Raw genomic sequence first — 17019 nt, 5'->3', positions numbered from 1 at the left:
TGCCTGGCCGGGCGGCTGGTCGCCACGGACACCCAGCGCGTCTTCGTGATGCTCGCGCCGCTGGTCATCGGGCTGGTCGCGGTCGTGCTCGACCGGCACCACGGCGAAGCCCGGCGCATCTGGGTCGGCGTCCTCTTCTTCCTGTACTTCGCGGTGAACTACAAGCTGGCGTCGTCGTCGACGATCTTCCTGGTCGGCTTGGCCGGGCTGCTCGTGTTCGTGCTGCTCGAGGTGCCGCCGTTCTGGCCGAAGCCGCCGGCGAAGCGGGTCCAAGCCGACGACGGCCCGCCGACCGAGGAGTTCCTGCCCCACCGCGGCTCGCTCGACCGCGACTGAGGCAGCACGGCCAGCACGAGGGCCAGCAGGATCGTGAACAGCGCGACGGACTGGTGCTTGATGCCCTCGATGCCGTCGCCGAGGGCCGCGGCGCCGAACTGCGTCAGCGAGACGGCGAAGAGGAACGCCAGCACCACGCCGAGTGCGCCGCGACGTTGCGTCCAGGCTCTGACCAGCACGAACAGCCAGATCGGCGCGAGCGCGAACAGGCCGAGCGGGCTGAGCAGGCCGGTCAGCCACGACACCACCGGCACCCGGTACTCCTGCGCGTGCGGCGCGAAGCCCGCCTCTTGGTCGAAGCTGCCGAGGTAGTCCGGGCGGGCGGTGAGCTGGTCGGTCGCGGCCCGGTTCAGCACCTCCAGCGTCCGGCCGGGGTGGCTCGCGAAGTACGCGACGACGTTCTCGCGGGTCAGCTGCCCGCGGTACCGCGCGTAGAGCGGGTCCATGGTTGCCGGGTGCGGGTGCCACCAGCCGTTGCCCGCGTACTGCGCGAACGACGGCGGCAGCCCGAGCGCGGCCAGGTCGGCCTGGGTGTCGTGCTTGCCGTCGACGATGTTCAGGAAGACCGAGTTGAACACGTTGATCTCGCGCGAGTCGTCGCCGGGGAACTCGCTGTACGTGCCGTCCGGCGCCCGGGCGGGTTCGACGCTCTGCTGCGCGGCCAGCGTCACGGCACCGAGCGCGCCGACGACCAGCACCGCCGCCGCCCACCGCTTCGGCCCGCGCAGCGCGCCCGGCCGGACCAGGAACACCGCGAGCGCGAGGATCGGCAGGATCGTCAGCGTCTGGACCTTGGCGTTGACCGCCAGCACGCCGCCGGCGAACGTCACCGCCATGCCCGCGTAGCTCCAGCGGCCTTCGCGCGCGGTCAGCAGCAGGCCGCCGACGATCAGCAGGAGGCCGAGGAACGCCGCGCCTTCGCCGAGCACCGCGGCGAAGTAGCCGAAGAACGCCGAGTCGGCGACGACCAGCACGAGCCCGGCGGCCACGGCCAGCCGGACGCGCCGGGAGTACGGCAGGCCGAGCACGATCGCGGCGATCGCCGCCGCGGCGACGACGCTGCTCAGCAGGCCCAGCACGACCAGGCTGAGCGTCCCCGGCAGGCCGATCAGCCGGCCGATCCCGACGGCCAGGTCCGCGAACCAGCTCTGCGTGAGCAGGTAGGTCGGCCGGCACGGCGGCGCGCCGGCCGCGGGCGTGTAGGCGAGGTGGACGAACGCCTCCGGCAGGCCCTTCCAGGTGATCCCGGCCCCGCACAGCACGCGGCCGCCGTCGCCGTTGTTGGACATCGCGACCGGGCGCGGCACCAGGAACCGCAGCACGAACAGCGCGAACGACGTCCCGAAGACCCCGATCCCGAGCTTCGCTTCGGCGCCGAGCCGGCGTTTCGGGACCTCGAGCTTCACGTGGGACAGGGTACGTAGCGGAAGTCCGGGCCCTTGTCGAGGTCCGTGACCACCGACTTCGCCTGCTCCGTGCGCGGGTACACCGAGACCCAGTAGGGCGTGCCGACGCGGCGGAAGGTGGCGACCTCGTACTTGCCCGCGTAGACGGGGTCGATCGCGCAGTGCTGGCGGTCGGCGTAGCCGCTGTCGGAGGGCACGGCGACGGTCGGGCGGCGGCCGTTGACGACGTAGTCGTAGTCGGTCGCGACGCCGTCTTCGTGCCGGCCCTCGCGGGCGATGTGGTCGTCGGTGCGGCCGAGGACGTCGACGATGAGCAGCTGCCCGCCGTGGGCCGCGAGCGCGCCGGGCGCGGCCCCGCTGACCACCGACCCGGGTGGCAGGTACCGGCCGAGCCAGCCGCCGATCTCGGTCAGCTCGGTGCCGTGCGCGCGCCAGTCGCGCACGCGGTCGAGCATCTCGGGGCTGAACACCGAGACGAGCACCGCGATGCCGGCGAGCCCGCAGGCGGTCACCGGGACGAGCCGCGTCGCGGCGGGCCACGCCTTCGGCCGCGGCGACGGTTCGGCGTCCACGGTGAGCACGCCGTACGCACTGGCGGCCGCCACCGCGATCAGCGGCGGCACCGGGGCCAGCAGCCGCCACGACGGACCGGGGTCGCCACCGATCAGCACCGCGGCGGCGGCGACCGTCGCGGCCGTCGCGAACAGCAGCCAGATCAGGGCCCTGGCCTCGATGGTCTCGGTGCGGCGCCGAAGCAGCAACGCGACCGCGGCGACCAGCCCGAGCAGCAGGAAACCCTGGTGCGCCAAGGCGAACCCGGACAGGTACGGCCAGCCGCCGGCGATCTGCGAGCCGAACGGCCCGCCGAGCTTCGCGGCCAGCGGTGCGGGGAGGAAGTGCTGGTAGAACGTCGCGCGCCAGGCCAGCCGCGGGATCAGGAACACCAGCGCGCCCAGGACGTAGCCCACGGGCGCCCACCAGCTGTGCTTCTTCCGCAGTGCGGCGCCGACCAGCCAGAGGCCGCCCAGCACGGCGACCACCAGGCCTTCCGGGCTGGTCATCACGGCGAACGCGACGAGCACCCCGGCGACCACCGGGCGGCGCGCCGCGAGCGAGTAGCAGACGGCGAGCAGGAGCAGCACGAACAGCGGGACCTCGGAGCCGGACGGCCCGTAGACGGCGAGGCCGCCGGCGCTCGCGGTCAGCACCGCGGCGGCGACGCCGATCGCCGGCCGCGGCTCGGCGTCGGCGCCCGCGACGATCCGGTTCACCAGGAGGTAGGACAGGAGCACGCACCCGAGCGCGGCGAGGACCCCGAAGACGACGGCGGTGGTCTGCACGTCGGCCCCGAACGCGGCCCGCGGCAGGGCGATCAGCACCAGCCAGAAGAAGTTCGTGTACCCCTCGACGCGTTCTCCGGGGTTGAAGACCGGGCCGTTTCCGTCGGCGATGTTCTGCGCATAGCGGAACGAAACGAACGCGTCCTCGGTGATCGTCGCGAACAACAGCTGGTGCAGCAGCGAAAGGCCGAGGGTGAGCGTGAGGACGAAACCGCGCCAGCCGCGGTCGGTGCCGAGCCGGCCCCAGGTGAGAACCACGATCGCGGCGAGGACCAGCCACGCCACCACGACCGCGTAGACCACCCGGCCCCCTTGTGAAGCTCGCTCCGCCCGGCGTCAGTCAAGCAGGGAAACGCACTCGTCAATATAACCCGTTCGGGTATCACGAAGGGACATTCGTGATTCGTCCCGATCGGACAGCTCACCCCGGAGCGTTCTGCCGACGGTTCTCGGCTTAGTCTCCAGCGTGCTCTCCGTCTGCGTTGCCATTGTCGTCATCGCCGTCCCGGGCCTCCTGATCGGACTGGCCGCGGGCGTGCGCGGCTGGGCCCTGGCCGGCTTGGCCCCGTTGCTGAGCTACGCCGCCGGCGGCCTGACCGGACCGTGGACGGCGGCCCTCGGGTGGTCGTTCACGCCGGTGACGTACGCGGTTTCGACGGTCGTCTTCGCCGCGATCGCTTACGGCGTCCGGAAACTGACGGTCCGGCGGTGGGCGCCCGAGCCGGAACCCGGGCTGTGGGACCGTCGTGGGCACCTCGCGGTGGGCGCGTGCCTGCTGTTCGGGGCGGCGGTGGGCTTTTACGCGACGCTGCGCGGCCTCGGCCACATCGGCGCGCTGCCCCAGGGGTTCGACGCGGTGTACCACGGGAACGCCGTCCGCTACATCGCCGACACCGGCGACGGCAGCCTGTTCGGCACGGGCCATGTGAACTGGTACGGCGACGCGGCGCCGGTGTTCTACCCCAACGCCTACCACCTGCTGGCGGCGGTGACGAACCGCCTGAGCGGGGCGTCGATCCCGGCGACGCTGGACGCGAACACGCTGCTGCTGCCGGGTTTGCTGGCGCTTTCCCTGGTGACGCTGGTCCGCGAGTTCCGCGGGCGCGCGGTGCTCGCGGGCGCGGTGGCGCTGACGGCGGTGGCACCGGTGATGGGCGTTTACGAGTCGATGGACCGCGGGCCGCTGCTGCCGTTCGCGCTCGGGGTGACGCTGACCCCGCTGGCGGCGGTGGCGTTGCGGCGGTACCTGGACCGCGTCGCGCCGGACACGGGTTTCGTGCTGCTGCTGGCGGCGGTCGGGTTGCTGTGCATCCATTCGTCGACGTTGTTCGGCGGGATCCTGTTCGCCGGGCCGCTGCTGGTGCAGCGCTGGCTGGCGAACTGGCGCGGGATCGGCCGCGACCTGCTGGCGCTGCTGCCGATCGCGGTGGTGTCGCTCCTGGTGGCGTGGCTGCAGTTGTTCGGGGCGCTGGGCCTGGCCCAGAGCGACCTCCCGTACTACGGCTGGCCGAGCGAGTGGCGCGCGTCGACGGCGCTGGGCGCGTTGCTGGGGTTCCAGCACTTCGAGGCGCATCCGCAGGTGTGGCTGTCGGTGGCGCTGTTCCTCGGGATCGTGTTCTTCGCGCGGGCAGGCGCGTTGCGCTGGATCGGGCTGACGGCGGGGGTGACGGGCCTGGCGTACATGGTGGTGGCGTCGTCGAACGCCCCGCTGGTGATGGCGTTGTCCCGGCCGTGGTGGGACGACCCGTACCGGTTCTTTTCGATGGCGGCGATCCCCCTGTGCGTCCTGGCGGCACACGGCTTGGCCTCCACCCAGTCGTGGCTCCGCGAACACCTGCCGGCGCGCGTGCCGGCGGTGGCGGTCGCGGTGGTGGTGCTGCTGGGTTTCGTGGCGCTTTCCAACGGGTTGTACTTCAAGTCGAACGGCGCCCGCGTGTACACGGGCTACCAGGCGGCGGACCCGTCGAAGCTGCACGTGACGCCGGGCGAGGAAGCGGCGATGGTGGAACTGGGCAAGCTGGCGGCCCCGGGCGAGTGGGCGATGAACGACCGCTTCGACGGAACGGCGTGGACGTACGCGTTGTCGGGAGTTCGCACGGTGGCGGCGCATTACGACCAGACTTCACCGCCTTCGGACGCTGTGTTGCTGGCTCAGCGGTTCCGGGATTACCGGACCGACCCCGCGGTGCGGGCGGCGGTTCAGCGGCTGAATGTTCATTGGGTGATCCTGGGTGACCCGGTGGCGGCTCCGGAACCGCCTTATCAGCCGGGGTTGATCGGGTTGGCCGACGAGCCGTTCTTGAAGGAGACCTGGCGCAATTCGGACGCGGTGATTTACCGGCTGCTGCCGTGAGCGCAGAGTTGTCCACATGTGCGTAACGCCTGTGGACAACTTGGGTACAGCTGGTGGACAACCTCCCCCGGGGTGTTGAGCGGACTTGGCGTACAACACGGCGGCGGCCTTGACGCAGGCATGCAGGCCGGCTCGGCGGGCAGCAAAAGGCGCGCCGGCGGGCTTGGCCAGGCAGGTTCGCCGGCACCTGGCGGGCGAGGCGACCGCCGAGCGGTTTGAGCGTCTGCGGTCAGGCGGGCGCGATCAAACCCCAGGTCAGGCGGGGGTGACCGCCCGGCGGGTTGAGTGGGGCTTCGGCGGGCAGGCGGGCTTGGTCAGGCAGCTTGGCCGACAGCAGGTCGAGCAGGCCCAGCGCGAGGCCGGCGAATCGAGCAGGCAGGCGCGCGGGCGACCGTCGACAGGCCGAATGCCCCTCGGACCGAGGCACCTTGAGAACCGCTTCATTCGTGCACGGCGGCCGCGGGCGCAGCCAGCCGGGGCCTGAGCAGGCACGGCGGCCAAGTGACGCCGAGCGGTCGAGCGTCTGCGGTCAGGCGGGCGCGATCAAACCCCAGGTCAGGCGGGGGTGACCGCCGGGCGGGTCGACCGGGCTGCCACCGCGGCCAGGCCCGCCGTCAGCAGGTCCGCCACGGTGAACATCACCCGGGACGCCACCGCGAACGCCGTGGCCTGGCCGACCGTCAACCCGCTCGCCGTCAGCACCGCGACCTGCGCCACTTCGCGGACGCCCACGCCGCTCGGGAGGATGAACGCGAACGTCCCCACCGTCATGGCCACCGCCATTGCGCCCACGCACAGGACGAAACCGCTGAAACCGGGCGTTCCCACCGAGTTCGCCAGGAGCCACAGGTGGATGCCCTGGAGGCACCACGCCGCCGTCGAGGCGCCGAAGACCTTGCCCACCACGCGCCAGCTCAGGGGGTGGGCCAGCGGGGGACGGCGCAGCAGCTTCAGCACCAGGGACGTGCCCCAGGTCAGGATCTTCGGGTGCAGCATCGCCAGGCCGACCGGGATCAGCACGAACAACCACAGCGCGCGGGGGCTGTTGCTGAACACCGCCGGCGCCGCCAGGAGGGACACCACCAGCGCCGACACCACGCCCACGCCCAGCTGGATCAGCGAGCCCGTGAAGATCCGGGCGCGGGCCAGGCCCGCCTTGCGGCCCAGCTCCATCTGCAGCAGGTACGCCCAGACCGACCCCGGCACGTACTTGCCGAGCGAGCCGACCAGGCAGATCTGGGCTCCCCTGGCGTAGCCGATCGGCTTGCCGAGGTCGTCGACCATCACCTGCCAGCCCCAGGTCGACACCATGATCGCCGCGACCAGGGCCACCAGGCTGAGCAGCGACGACTGCCACGCCACGTCACGCAGGGTGCGCCAGAACTCGCCCCAGTTCGAGGCCAGCTGCTTCGCCGCGAAGCCGATGACCAGCAGGATCGCGACCCATCTGACGACGTCGAGGATCTTCGCCTTGGTGGACTTCCGCTGCTTTCCGGCAGCCGGGAACCCCTCCGGCGTCTCAACTGTCGTCATCGACGGTCTCCTCAGGCCTGCACCGTGACCAGGCGGCTGAATTCGGCCAGCAGATCGTAACCGTCCCACACCGCGGAGAAGGTCAGGGCCGAGCCGAACGGCACGATCCGGTCGACTCCGCGGCCGGCGAGCTCGTGCGCGAACGCCGTCAGCTCTTCGGCCGTGAAGCCGAACTGGCTGACCGTCTGGTCCTTGCGCAGGACGATCGGCACCAGATCGGACAAAGTGGACACCTGGGCGTTCGCGAACGTGCCGGCGCCGAGCCACTCGCGCGGCAGCACCGCCGGGTCCGCGAGCTCCAGGGTGGCCAGCCCGTTGCCGTCGAACGCGATCTCCTTGACCAGCCCGTCGACCGCCGCGCCGTACGCCGAGACGCGCTTCTGGACCGCCATCGCCGGCTCGGTGACGTGCTGTTTCGTCTCCAGCACCGCGGCCAGCAGCGCGCGGAACTCCTGGCCCGCGGCCTGGGCGCCGGCGGCGTCGCCGACCCAGAACACCGCACGCGGCGACGAGCAGGCGGCCTGGTCGAACCAGTACGAGTCGTTGTAGAAACCCTCGGCGGCCGTACGACGCTCATCGGCGGACGCCCGCTGCCAGCCCGCCACCGAAGCGACCGCGAACGACGAGCGGTCCGGGAACGTCAGGTCACGCGCGTGCGGCGCGAGCGGGTACTTCCGCAGGGCCGCGACCGAGCCGTCGCCGCCCCAGATGACGCGCAGGTCGGCGGCCAGCGACAGCGCGCCGCTCACCTCGTCGCTGCGGTCGTACGTCACCATGCGCTGGGTCGCCGTGACGGCCTCCGCCACCGACGAGTCCACTTCGGACAGCGCCGCGTTCAGCGCCTCCAGCACCGCCTCGGCGGCGCCGGCCGAGCGCGACGACACCCGCACGACGTTGTGGTTGCCCGCCAGCGCCGACAGCGCCCACGAGTAGACGAAGATCGTGTCGACGTTCGCCGGCGGCACGTGGAACACCAGCCCGCGCGGGAACCGCAGCGACCCCGAAGTCGTGTCCAGAGTGGACAGCGCCTTGGCGATCTCGCCCTTGCGCAGGAAGAACCCGAGCGACGCCAGCTCCGGGAACCGGCGCGCGGTGGCCGGGGCCAGCAGCTTGCGCGCGAACTTCGTGATGAATTCGACGATCCGCGGGTCACCGACGCGCAGCCGGCCGCCCGACGGCTCGGCACGCAGCTCCGAGACCAGATCGCTGACGGAAACCGCGTCCGACAACGGGAAACGCTGAGTAAGAGTGGTCACGCCGCCGCTCCCGAGAACGTGTCCGAGCACCCGCGGGCCTCGGCCTTGGGCAGCCGGCCGAGCACGGAGAAGTGCTTGCCCGGCCAGTCGCCGTCGTCGATCCCGTTGTACACACCGAGGTCTTCGGTGAGCAGCACGTGCCCCGGGTACGACCGCGGCAGCGTCGAGACGACCTCGATCACGCCCGGCTCGCCGACCGGCTGCTCTTCCCACGTCTCCGGGTTCCGGATCACGACGTCGGCGAAGTCCGGGCAGTACAGCGAGTTCCCGGACGGGCCTTCGAGGAACACCGTGCCGATCTGCTCGATCATCCCGTAGTAGTTGTGGATCCGGGTGAGCCCGGTGTCTTCCTTGAAGCGACGACGGAACTCGGTGTTGTCCACCGCCCGGTCGATCAGCTTCTTCCAGCCGCCACTGTGGATGAGGATGCCGTTCGAGAGGTCGAGACCGTTGTCCCGCGCCACCTCGTACAGGTACTGCCACACCATGAACGTGAAGCCGAAGATGAGGAAGGGCTTGCCGCCGTACTCGGCCAGGAACTTCTTGACCGCCTCGACGTCCGGCCGGTCGTTCTCGTCGAGCACGTACGTGTGCTTGCGGCCGAAGTTCGCCATGCCCAGCACGCCCGCGCCGCGCGCGGAGAACGAGCGGCGGTTCTTGATGATGCCGATGGTGTCGACCATCAGCATCGGCAGCCGCTCGCCGCCGAGGACCTCCTGCAGGGTCGCGCCGAGCTGCTTGGTCTGCGCGCCCGCCGCCTCCTTGTCCAGGTAGATCCGCGACGCACCGGCGCCGGTCGTGCCGGACGACGTGAGGGTCTTGAAGACCTCGCCGTCCGGGATGGACTTCAGGTCGTGCGTCTTGAACATCCGCACCGGCAGCCAGGGCAGGTCGGCGATCGTGGCAAAGGACGCGTCCGGCGCGATTCCGAGCGACGACAGGATCCGTTCGTACCCCTCGGAATTCGCCCGATGGTGGGACGTCAGGGCGGCGAGCTCAGGCAGCAGCAACGCCTCCCGGTCGGCCTGCGACCGAGTGAACACGCTCATGCGCCGACCTCGCTGACGCTCAGTTCGGCCTGAGCGGCGAGCGCTGTGTTGAATGATTCACTCGCAAGCTCGCTCATACCTTCGCCTCCAGTGACCGGTAGTCGATCTTGCCGCTGGCCAGCAGCGGCACGGTGTCGATCGGGCGGACGTCGAACCCGCTGGCGTGCAGGTGCAGCCGCTCGGACAGCGCCCTCGACGCGTCCTTGCAGATCGCCTTGTCGACGCCCTCCGCGAACAGCACGACCTTGTCGCCGGCCGGCACCGCCGCCACGACGTCGATCCCGACCGCCGCCGCGCGGGCCGCCTGCTCGAGGTCGTCGAGGCTGACGCGGTTGCCGAACACCTTGCCGATGCGCTTGAGCCGCCCGGTGATGAACAGGTACCCCTCTTCGTCGAGGTACCCGAGGTCACCGGTGGCGAGCACGCCGGCGTATTCGTCGCCCTTGGCCAGGCCGGACTCGTCGTCCGCGTAACCCAGCATCACATTGGGCCCACGGTAGACGACCTCACCGACAATTTTCGGGTGCGTGGTCTCCGACCCGTCGTCGCGGCGGACGGCGAACTTGCCGCCCGGCAGCGCCGGCCCGGCGGAACCGAGCTTTTCGGCCAGCCTTTCGGCGGGCACGGTCGTCATCCGCGGCGCGGCCTCGGTCTGGCCGTACATGACGTACATCCGGCCGCCGACGGCCTGCATCTTGTCGTTGAACTCGGCGATCAGGTCGTCGCGCAGCTTCCCGCCGGCCTGCGTCAGCGTGCGCAGCGTCGGGTACTTCGCGGGGTCGAACTTGAGCCGCCGCAGCATTTCGTAGTGGTACGGGACGCCGGAAAGAGACGTGACGCCGTAGGTGTTCACGGCGTCCCAGAAGCCGCGGCCGAGCACGCCGGACGGCTCGATCACGATCGTCGCGTCGCGCACCAGGTGCGAGTTCAGGACCGAAAGGCCGTAGCTGTAGTGCAGCGGCAGGCACGTCGGCGCGACCTCGTCGGAGTCGATGTGCAGGACCTGCGCGATGGCGTCGGCATTGGCCAGGACCGCCTGCCGCGAGAGCCGGACGAGCTTGGGGTTGCCGGTGGACCCGCTGGTCGGGAGCAGCACGGCCAGGTCGGGGTGCGGCTGCACGCCCTCGGCCGACGAGCGGACCCAGTCGGCACCGCGGGTGACGTACCCCTCGGGCGCGTCCCCCGAAGCCGACAGCACCGCCGCCGGCCGGAAGCGCGCGACCAGCCCGGCCAGCACGTCGGCGTCCAGCGCCGGGTCGATCAGCGCGATCGCCCGGCCGGATTCGAACGCGCCCAGGTAGGTCAGCACGCTCGGCAGGTCGACCGACATCCGCGCGAACACGACGCCGACGGGGAGCGCCGCGAGTGTCTCGATCGAGCGGCCGACCTCGGCCGACAGTTCCGCGCCCGCCAGCGTGCGGCCCCCGGCCACATCCACCAGCCGGGCTCCCGCACCCAACAGCGTCACAACACCAAGCCTCCGTCGACGCCCAGCACCTGCCCGGTGATGAAGGACGCTTCATCACCCACCAGGAACCGGATCGCGTTCGCCACGTCTTCCGCCCGGCCGAGGCGCCCGAGCGGCGTCTTGCCGGCGTTCTCCGCCTTCGCGTCCTCGCTCAGGCCCGCGGTCAGGTCCGTCTCGATCACGCCCGGCGCGACCGCGTTGACCCGGATGCCCGAGCGGCCGAGCTCCTTCGCCGCCGACCGCGCGATGTTCGCCACGGCCGCCTTCGACGCCGCGTACACCGTCTGGCCGGCGCTTCCGTACTCGCCGACGATCGAGGCGAGCACCACGATCGAGCCGGTCTTCTTCCGCATCATCGCCCGGGCCGCGGCCTGGACGGTGTGCAGCGTGCCGGCGACGTTCGTGCTCAGCGTCGTGTCGACGAGCTCCTCGCGGATCATCCCGAGGAGCGCGTCCTCCATGATCCCGGCGTTGGCCACGACGACGTCGAGCTTGCCGTGCTCCTTCGCAACGCCCCTGACCAGCGAAGACACCGCTTTAGCGTCGGTGACGTCGAGCGCGAGCCCGGCCGCGGCGCCGGCCGCCGACGCTGCTTCCTTGGCGCGGGCCTCGTCGCGGCCGGTGAGCACCACCGTCGCGCCCGCGTCCACCAAAGCGCGCACGGTGGCCAGGCCGATCCCCCGCGTCCCGCCGGTGACGAGCGCGACGCGACCGGACAGATCAGTCATTCTTCGCCTGCAGCTCGGTCACCATGTCCACGGCGACCTTGAAGCTCGACATGTCGATGACCTGGTCGGTGTCGAACTCGACGTCGAACTCGTCCTCGATGGCCGCGACCAGCGCCATGTGGCCGACCGAGTCCCACGCCTCGAGGTCGCGGTACTTCAGGTTCTCGACGTCCACGTCCGCGTCGAGGTCCAGCGCCTCGACGAAGACCTCGCGCAGCTTGGGGGCGACTTCCGACATCAGACAGCTCCTAGTGCTCTTCGCGCGGGCGGGCGTCCCACGCCTTTACCAAGGTAGAGAGGTCGCCGGGCAGGGTGGCGTCCGGGAGACCTTCCTTGCCCTTCAGCCACGGCCCGAGCGCCTCGATCGTCACCTCGTCCACGCCGCGGCGGGACAGGCCCACGACGTTGATGCCGGTGACGCGGGCCGGGTTGCCGACGGCGATGGTGAACGCGCCGATCTCGCGCCGCACCGCCGAGCCCATCCCGATCATCGCGCCGGGGCCGACCACGACCTTCTGGTGCAGGATCGCGCCCATGCCGAGGTTGGCGCCGTCCCAGATGTGGCAGTGCCCACCGGTGACGGCGTTGGACGCGATCGTCACGCCGTCGCCGACCAGGCAGTCGTGCGCGATGTGGGAGTTGCGGAGGAAGTAGCCGTCGCTGCCGATCGTCGTTGTCCGCCAGGTCCCTTGGTGGACACTCACGTACTCGCGGATGCGGTTGCGGCTGCCGATGACGACGCCGTGACCGTCGTGATCCGGATCACCGGTGGGTGCCTCGTCCCAGGCCGCCGGGTGGGGGCGGCCGCGGTCCTCGCCGGGCGTGCCGATCGTCACGTGGGGGCCGATCCAGTTGCCGTCGCCGATCCGGGCCGGCCCGGCGATCACCGCGAACGGCCCGATCACGTTGTCGTCCCCGAGTTCGACGCCTTCGCCGAGGACGGCGGTCGGGTGGATGCGGTTGGCCACGGGCGGGTATCCGTTCGTCGGCGGCTGGGTACTGGGCGTGCTACCGCGCCCGGTAACGTGAGGCCCGCGTTCATGCAGGGCGGCCGGGCGCAGAACCGGCGGCTCACTGTACCGGACGCGCCGAAATCGCCTGCCGAGAGAGACTGCCCATGATCCCCATCACTGTGGTCGACGTCCGCGACGCGGAGGACCTCGTCGTCGAGGTGCTGCGCTCCGGCGCCATCGCACAGGGACCGATGGTCAAGCGCTTCGAAGACGCCTTCGCGGCCGTCTCCGGGACGAAGCACGCGATCGCGGTCAACAACGGGACGACCGCGCTCGTCGCGTCGCTCCAGGCCCTCGACCTGAAGCCGGGCGACGAGGTGATCACCTCGCCGTTCACCTTCGTCGCGACGCTGAACGCGATCCTCGAGGCCGGTGCGACCGTCCGGTTCGCCGACATCCGGCGCGACGACTTCGCGATCGACCCCGACGCCGTGGCCGCCGCCGTCACCGACCGCACCAAGGTGCTCATGCCGGTGCACCTCTACGGCCAGACCGCGGACATGGGCAAGCTCGCCCCGCTCGCGGCCGAGCACGGGCTGCAGGTGATCGAGGACTCCGCGCAGGCCGTCGGCGCGTCGTTCGAGGGCAAGCAGGCCGGCTCGTTCGGCATCGGCTGCTTCTCGCTGTACGCGACGAAGAACATCACCACCGCCGAGGGCGGCGTCATCACGACGGACGACGACGCGCTGGCCGACAAGCTGCGCGTGCTGCGCAACCAGGGCATGCGCGCCCGCTACCAGTACGAGGTCGCCGGCCACAACTACCGGATGACCGACCTGCACGCGGCGGTCGGCATCCCGCAGCTGGCCAAGCTCGACCAGCTGACCGCAGCCCGCCAGGCGAACGCGAAGCGCCTCTCGGAGGGTCTCGCCGGCACGCCGGGCCTCGACGTCCCGCAGGTGCTGCCGGGCCGCGAACACGTGTGGCACCAGTACACCGTGCTGGTCGGGCCGCACGCGTTCCTCTCGCGTGACGAGCTGGCCGCGGCGCTCACCGAGCGCGGCATCGGCAACGGCATCTACTACCCGAAGATCGTCTTCGACTACGACTGCTACCGCGGGCACGACCTGATCCCGGGCGCACGCGTCGAAGACTTCCCAGTGGCGCAGGCGGTCGCCAACCAGGCGCTCTCCCTGCCGGTGCACCCGCACCTGACCGAGTCCGACCTGGACACCATCATCGAAACCGTTCGCGAGGTACTGGGCGCATGACGCATCGGATCGCTCTTGTCGGTACCGGGAACATGGGTTCCCTCCACGCCCGCGTGCTCGCCGGCAACGAGCGCGTGGACCTCGTCCGCGTGATCGATCCGCGCGAGGAAGCGGGCAAGGCCGTCGCCGAGCGGTACGAGACGAAGTGGACGCCGGAGCTCGGCTCACTGTCCGATGTGGACGCGGTCGTGCTGGCTTCGGCCACCGAGGCGCACTACGACCTCGCGCAGGAGATCCTCGGCCAGGGCAAGCCGATGCTGGTCGAAAAGCCGGTGTGCAACAGCTTCGAGAAGTCGCAGGAGATCGTCGCGCTCTCGAAGAAGCAGGGCGTCGCGCTGATGTGCGGGCTGCTCGAGCGCTACAACCCGGCGGTCATGACCGCGCGGGCGCTGGTGCAGGAGCCGATCCACCTGATGGCGCGCCGCCACGGCCCGTACGCGCCGCGCATCAAGACCGGTGTCGCGTGGGACCTCCTGGTGCACGACGTCGATCTGGCGATCCAGTTCTTCGGCGGCGCGACGCCGTCGCGGGTCACCTCCGGCGCGGGGTACTTCCACCCGTCGTCGGTCGAGGGCGCCGAGGACACCATCGAGACGGTGCTGTCGTTCCCGACCGGCCTGGCCACGGTTTCGGCCTCGCGGCTGGGGCAGAAGAAGGTCCGGTCGCTGGTGGTGTCGGAGCTGGACCGGCTGATCGAGATCGACCTGCTGCGCCGCGACGTCACGATCTACCGCCACGTGTCACACGACTCGGTCACCCCGGACGGCCTCGGCTACCGCCAGCAGACGGTGATCGAGATCCCCGAGCTGATCACGGCGCGCGAGCCGCTGGCCTCCCAGCTGGACCGGTTCTGCGACCTGCTGGAGGGCAAGGTCGACGCCGACGCCGAGCGCGAGCTGATCCTGCCGTCGCACCACGTCGTGGAGCAGGTGCTCACGCAGGCCGCGGCCTGACGCGGGTGTGCCAGGCCGCCAGCCGGTCCCGGGTTTCGGCCGGGTAGTCCCCGAACCCGGCACCGGCGGCGATCTGGAGTGAGCCGGTGCCGGTGACGACCCGCACGGTCTGCCCGGCTCCGCTGGGGTTCAGCACGAAGCCGTCGATCGCCGCCGCGGCCACGGTGAAGTCGTGGAAGTACCCGCGGTTGACCAGCCCGCCGGTGGTCAGGTCGACGCGGGCCCGGGCGATGCGCAGGGCGAGCCACCCGACGCCCGCGAGCGCCACGCCGCACAGCACGGCGGCCCACGTCAGATCCGCCTGGAAGGCACGTACCAGGCCGTAGACCGCGCCGGCGCCGAGAACCGCGTCGAGCCCGGTGTGGATCGCCCGCATCGACGGTTGCCGGTGCAGCGTCTCCAGCACCGGCAACCCGCTCTGGTCCGCGGCCTCGACCGGCGCCGGGGCCGGCCGGTGCAGCCGGTGGCCGGGTGGGAACCAGCTCCGGATCGTCCGCAGCCCGGCCGTCGCGGAGCGGTAGCTGGACGCGACGGTGATGGTCCGGACCTCGCCGTCCGCCCGGGTGAACGCCACGCGGACCTGACCCCACGAGAACCCGCGACCGTACGACCGGAACTCCGACGCGGTCACGTCGACGACGTCGCGCCACGGCACCCGGTGGGTCCGGAAGAAGCCGCGGACGCGCAGGCCGTCCGGGAGGCGACGGCACGACCGGCCCAGGAACCGCCAGCACAGCCAGCCGAGCACGAGCGCGGGCACCGCGAAGACCACGGCGGCGACCGCGGCCTCACCATCGCCCTCGGCGAGGGCGTAGCTCGCCGTGCCGACCGCGAAGAGCAGCGGCCAGCCGGTCGGCGCGATGAGCAGGAGGAAGCCCGCGTAGGCGAGATAAGTCCCGCTGCTGCGTACCCGGTCCGTCATCGGCACAGCATGCCGAGGGGCCGCGGGGCGCGCTAATTGACCGGAACCGGGAACGCGGCCGGGCTCCGGCGCCCGCCGGGGCCCACCGCGCGGACGGCGAAGAAGACGTTGTCCTTCGACAGGTCGATCTTCGCCGTCAACGCCGGGCCGACGTCGATCGCGTGGGTCCAGTCCGGTGCTGTCGTCTCGCGCCAGAGGACTTCGTAGCTCGCCGCGCCCGGGGTCGCGTCCCACAGCAGTTCCGAGTCGTTCGTCAGCGCCGCCGTGCGGATCTTCACGCCCTTGGGTGTGCCCGGCGCCGTCGCGAGCGACCACAGCGCGGCGCCGTTCACCCGCGCGACCCGGGCGATGAACGGGAAGTCGCAGAACTGGGGCAGGTCGCCGTACTGGACGCCGTTCTCCACGCGGACGTCCTGGTGCTGGTGCGCGAAGTCCTCGGCGGGCTCGGTGAACCGCGCCGCCGGGTAGCCCTGCTCGAGGAAACCGATGTGGTCACCGCCGCGCAGGTACCGGTCGCGGCGGTAGATCACCCGGACCGTCATGCCCGTGGAGTCGTTCTCCGCCACGGACTTCACGAACCGGGCCAGCTGCCGCGGCGGTGAGTCGTTCTCGCCGCCGATGCTGCGCCGCAGGTTCGCCTCGGCCGGCGTCTCCGCGGTCGGGACGCCCTCGGCGAACAGGCGGACCGTCGTCGGGTCCCGCGTGCCGTCGTCCGCGCGGCTGGAGCCGACGATGTCGTCGGTGAACATCGCCTGGACGTCCGTGCCGGCCGCCTTGAACTGCTGCGCCATGTGCCGCGCGCCGTAGAGGCCCTGCTCCTCGCCCGCGACGGCGGCGAACACGATCGTCGCGGCCGGCTGCCGGGTCGAGAGGACCCGCGCCAGCTCCAACGCGACCGCGACGCCCGAAGCGTCGTCGTCGGCTCCCGGTGCGTCGCCGGTGAAGTCCATCACGTCGGTGCGGCGCGAGTCGTAGTGCCCCGAAACGACGTACACGCGGCCGGGCTCGGTGGACCCGTGCAGCGTCGCGACGACGTTCGTGATCTTCGTCGGCACCGGGATCCGGTCGGCCGGCGGCTGGACGTACGACTGCAGCTCCACGGTCAACCGGCCTCCGGAAGCCGCCGCGACCTGCTGGAACTGCGCGTACAGCCAGTCACGCGCGGCGCCGATGCCGCGCACCGGGTCGTCCTGGGCCGACAGCGTGTGCCGCGTGCCGAACGCGGCCAGCCGCCGCACGGTCGCCTCGATCCGCCGCTCGTCGACCTGCCGCAGCAGCGCCCGCAGGTCCGGGCCGGGACGCTGCGGGCGGACCGGGGCACCGGGCGCGCCGGGTTGGGCGGCACTCGCCGGGACCCCGGCCGCGGACACGGCCCCCAGCACGGCTGAAGCGGTCAGGAACGCTCGTCGCGAGGTCACGGTTGCCGTCTTACGCCCGCGCGGGCCCGTCGT

Annotated in this window: 14 protein-coding genes; 3 read left to right on the top strand and 11 right to left on the bottom strand. The window is 71.4% G+C overall.

Annotated features, from left to right (window positions below; translation table 11 throughout):
* Window positions 1–158: 158 nt before the first annotated feature.
* The gene (wsfD, locus tag QSK39_RS13175) at window positions 159–1742 is read right to left on the bottom strand and encodes a glycan biosynthesis hexose transferase WsfD (protein WP_285477873.1); all 1584 of its coding nucleotides are present in this window, start codon (window positions 1740–1742) and stop codon (window positions 159–161) included.
* Window positions 1739–3385 carry an ArnT family glycosyltransferase gene (locus tag QSK39_RS13170; protein ID WP_285477872.1) on the bottom strand — a complete coding sequence of 549 codons (1647 nt, stop codon included), beginning with the start codon at window positions 3383–3385 and terminating at the stop codon, window positions 1739–1741. The genes wsfD and QSK39_RS13170 overlap by 4 nt, the downstream gene beginning before the upstream one ends.
* A gap of 163 nt (window positions 3386–3548) precedes the next feature.
* On the opposite strand from QSK39_RS13170, the gene QSK39_RS13165 reads away from it, so the two are divergent.
* The gene (locus tag QSK39_RS13165) at window positions 3549–5435 is read left to right on the top strand and encodes a DUF6541 family protein (RefSeq protein WP_285477871.1); all 1887 of its coding nucleotides are present in this window, start codon (window positions 3549–3551) and stop codon (window positions 5433–5435) included.
* Between the two features lie 555 nt (window positions 5436–5990).
* On the opposite strand, the gene QSK39_RS13160 is transcribed toward QSK39_RS13165, so the two are convergent.
* The 7 genes from QSK39_RS13160 to QSK39_RS13130 all read right to left on the bottom strand — a co-directional run bounded on the left by QSK39_RS13160 (window position 5991) and on the right by QSK39_RS13130 (window position 12437).
* Window positions 5991–6968, bottom strand: a complete 978-nt coding sequence (locus tag QSK39_RS13160; RefSeq protein ID WP_285477870.1) for a lysylphosphatidylglycerol synthase transmembrane domain-containing protein — start codon at window positions 6966–6968, stop codon at window positions 5991–5993.
* 11 nt (window positions 6969–6979) lie between these two features.
* Window positions 6980–8224 (bottom strand): acyl-CoA reductase, encoded by a 1245-nt coding sequence (locus tag QSK39_RS13155; protein WP_285477869.1) that lies wholly within the window; start codon window positions 8222–8224, stop codon window positions 6980–6982.
* On the bottom strand, window positions 8221–9273 hold the full coding sequence (locus tag QSK39_RS13150) for a LuxE/PaaK family acyltransferase (protein WP_285477868.1): 1053 nt from the start codon (window positions 9271–9273) through the stop codon (window positions 8221–8223). Before QSK39_RS13150 ends, QSK39_RS13155 begins: the two co-directional genes overlap by 4 nt.
* A 73-nt stretch (window positions 9274–9346) precedes the next feature.
* Window positions 9347–10741: an AMP-binding protein gene (locus QSK39_RS13145; protein ID WP_285477867.1), complete on the bottom strand. Its 1395-nt coding sequence runs from the start codon at window positions 10739–10741 to the stop codon at window positions 9347–9349.
* Window positions 10738–11469 carry an SDR family NAD(P)-dependent oxidoreductase gene (locus QSK39_RS13140; RefSeq protein WP_285477866.1) on the bottom strand — a complete coding sequence of 244 codons (732 nt, stop codon included), beginning with the start codon at window positions 11467–11469 and terminating at the stop codon, window positions 10738–10740. The genes QSK39_RS13145 and QSK39_RS13140 overlap by 4 nt, the downstream gene beginning before the upstream one ends.
* The gene (locus tag QSK39_RS13135) at window positions 11462–11707 is read right to left on the bottom strand and encodes an acyl carrier protein (RefSeq protein WP_285477865.1); all 246 of its coding nucleotides are present in this window, start codon (window positions 11705–11707) and stop codon (window positions 11462–11464) included. The genes QSK39_RS13140 and QSK39_RS13135 overlap by 8 nt, the downstream gene beginning before the upstream one ends.
* Window positions 11708–11717: 10 nt before the next feature.
* The gene (locus QSK39_RS13130) at window positions 11718–12437 is read right to left on the bottom strand and encodes an acyl-ACP--UDP-N-acetylglucosamine O-acyltransferase family protein (protein ID WP_285477864.1); all 720 of its coding nucleotides are present in this window, start codon (window positions 12435–12437) and stop codon (window positions 11718–11720) included.
* A gap of 149 nt (window positions 12438–12586) precedes the next feature.
* Between QSK39_RS13130 and QSK39_RS13125 the strand changes: the two genes are divergently transcribed.
* Both QSK39_RS13125 and QSK39_RS13120 read left to right on the top strand, forming a co-directional pair.
* Entirely contained in the window at window positions 12587–13693 is a 1107-nt protein-coding gene (locus QSK39_RS13125) for a DegT/DnrJ/EryC1/StrS family aminotransferase (protein WP_285477863.1), read from the top strand.
* Window positions 13690–14646: a Gfo/Idh/MocA family protein gene (locus tag QSK39_RS13120; RefSeq protein WP_285477862.1), complete on the top strand. Its 957-nt coding sequence runs from the start codon at window positions 13690–13692 to the stop codon at window positions 14644–14646. The genes QSK39_RS13125 and QSK39_RS13120 overlap by 4 nt, the downstream gene beginning before the upstream one ends.
* On the opposite strand, the gene QSK39_RS13115 is transcribed toward QSK39_RS13120, so the two are convergent.
* On the bottom strand, window positions 14627–15568 hold the full coding sequence (locus tag QSK39_RS13115) for a PH domain-containing protein (RefSeq protein ID WP_285477861.1): 942 nt from the start codon (window positions 15566–15568) through the stop codon (window positions 14627–14629). The genes QSK39_RS13120 and QSK39_RS13115 overlap by 20 nt on opposite strands.
* Before the next feature lie 32 nt (window positions 15569–15600).
* Window positions 15601–16986: a M20/M25/M40 family metallo-hydrolase gene (locus tag QSK39_RS13110; protein ID WP_285477860.1), complete on the bottom strand. Its 1386-nt coding sequence runs from the start codon at window positions 16984–16986 to the stop codon at window positions 15601–15603.
* Between the last annotated feature and the right edge of the window lie 33 nt (window positions 16987–17019).

Source organism: Amycolatopsis sp. NBRC 101858 (genome assembly GCF_030269325.1).
GTDB classification, from domain to species: domain Bacteria; phylum Actinomycetota; class Actinomycetes; order Mycobacteriales; family Pseudonocardiaceae; genus Amycolatopsis; species Amycolatopsis ponsaeliensis.
The sequence above is the reverse complement of the archived record's forward strand: the minus strand, read 5'-3'. Positions and strand labels throughout refer to the sequence as shown.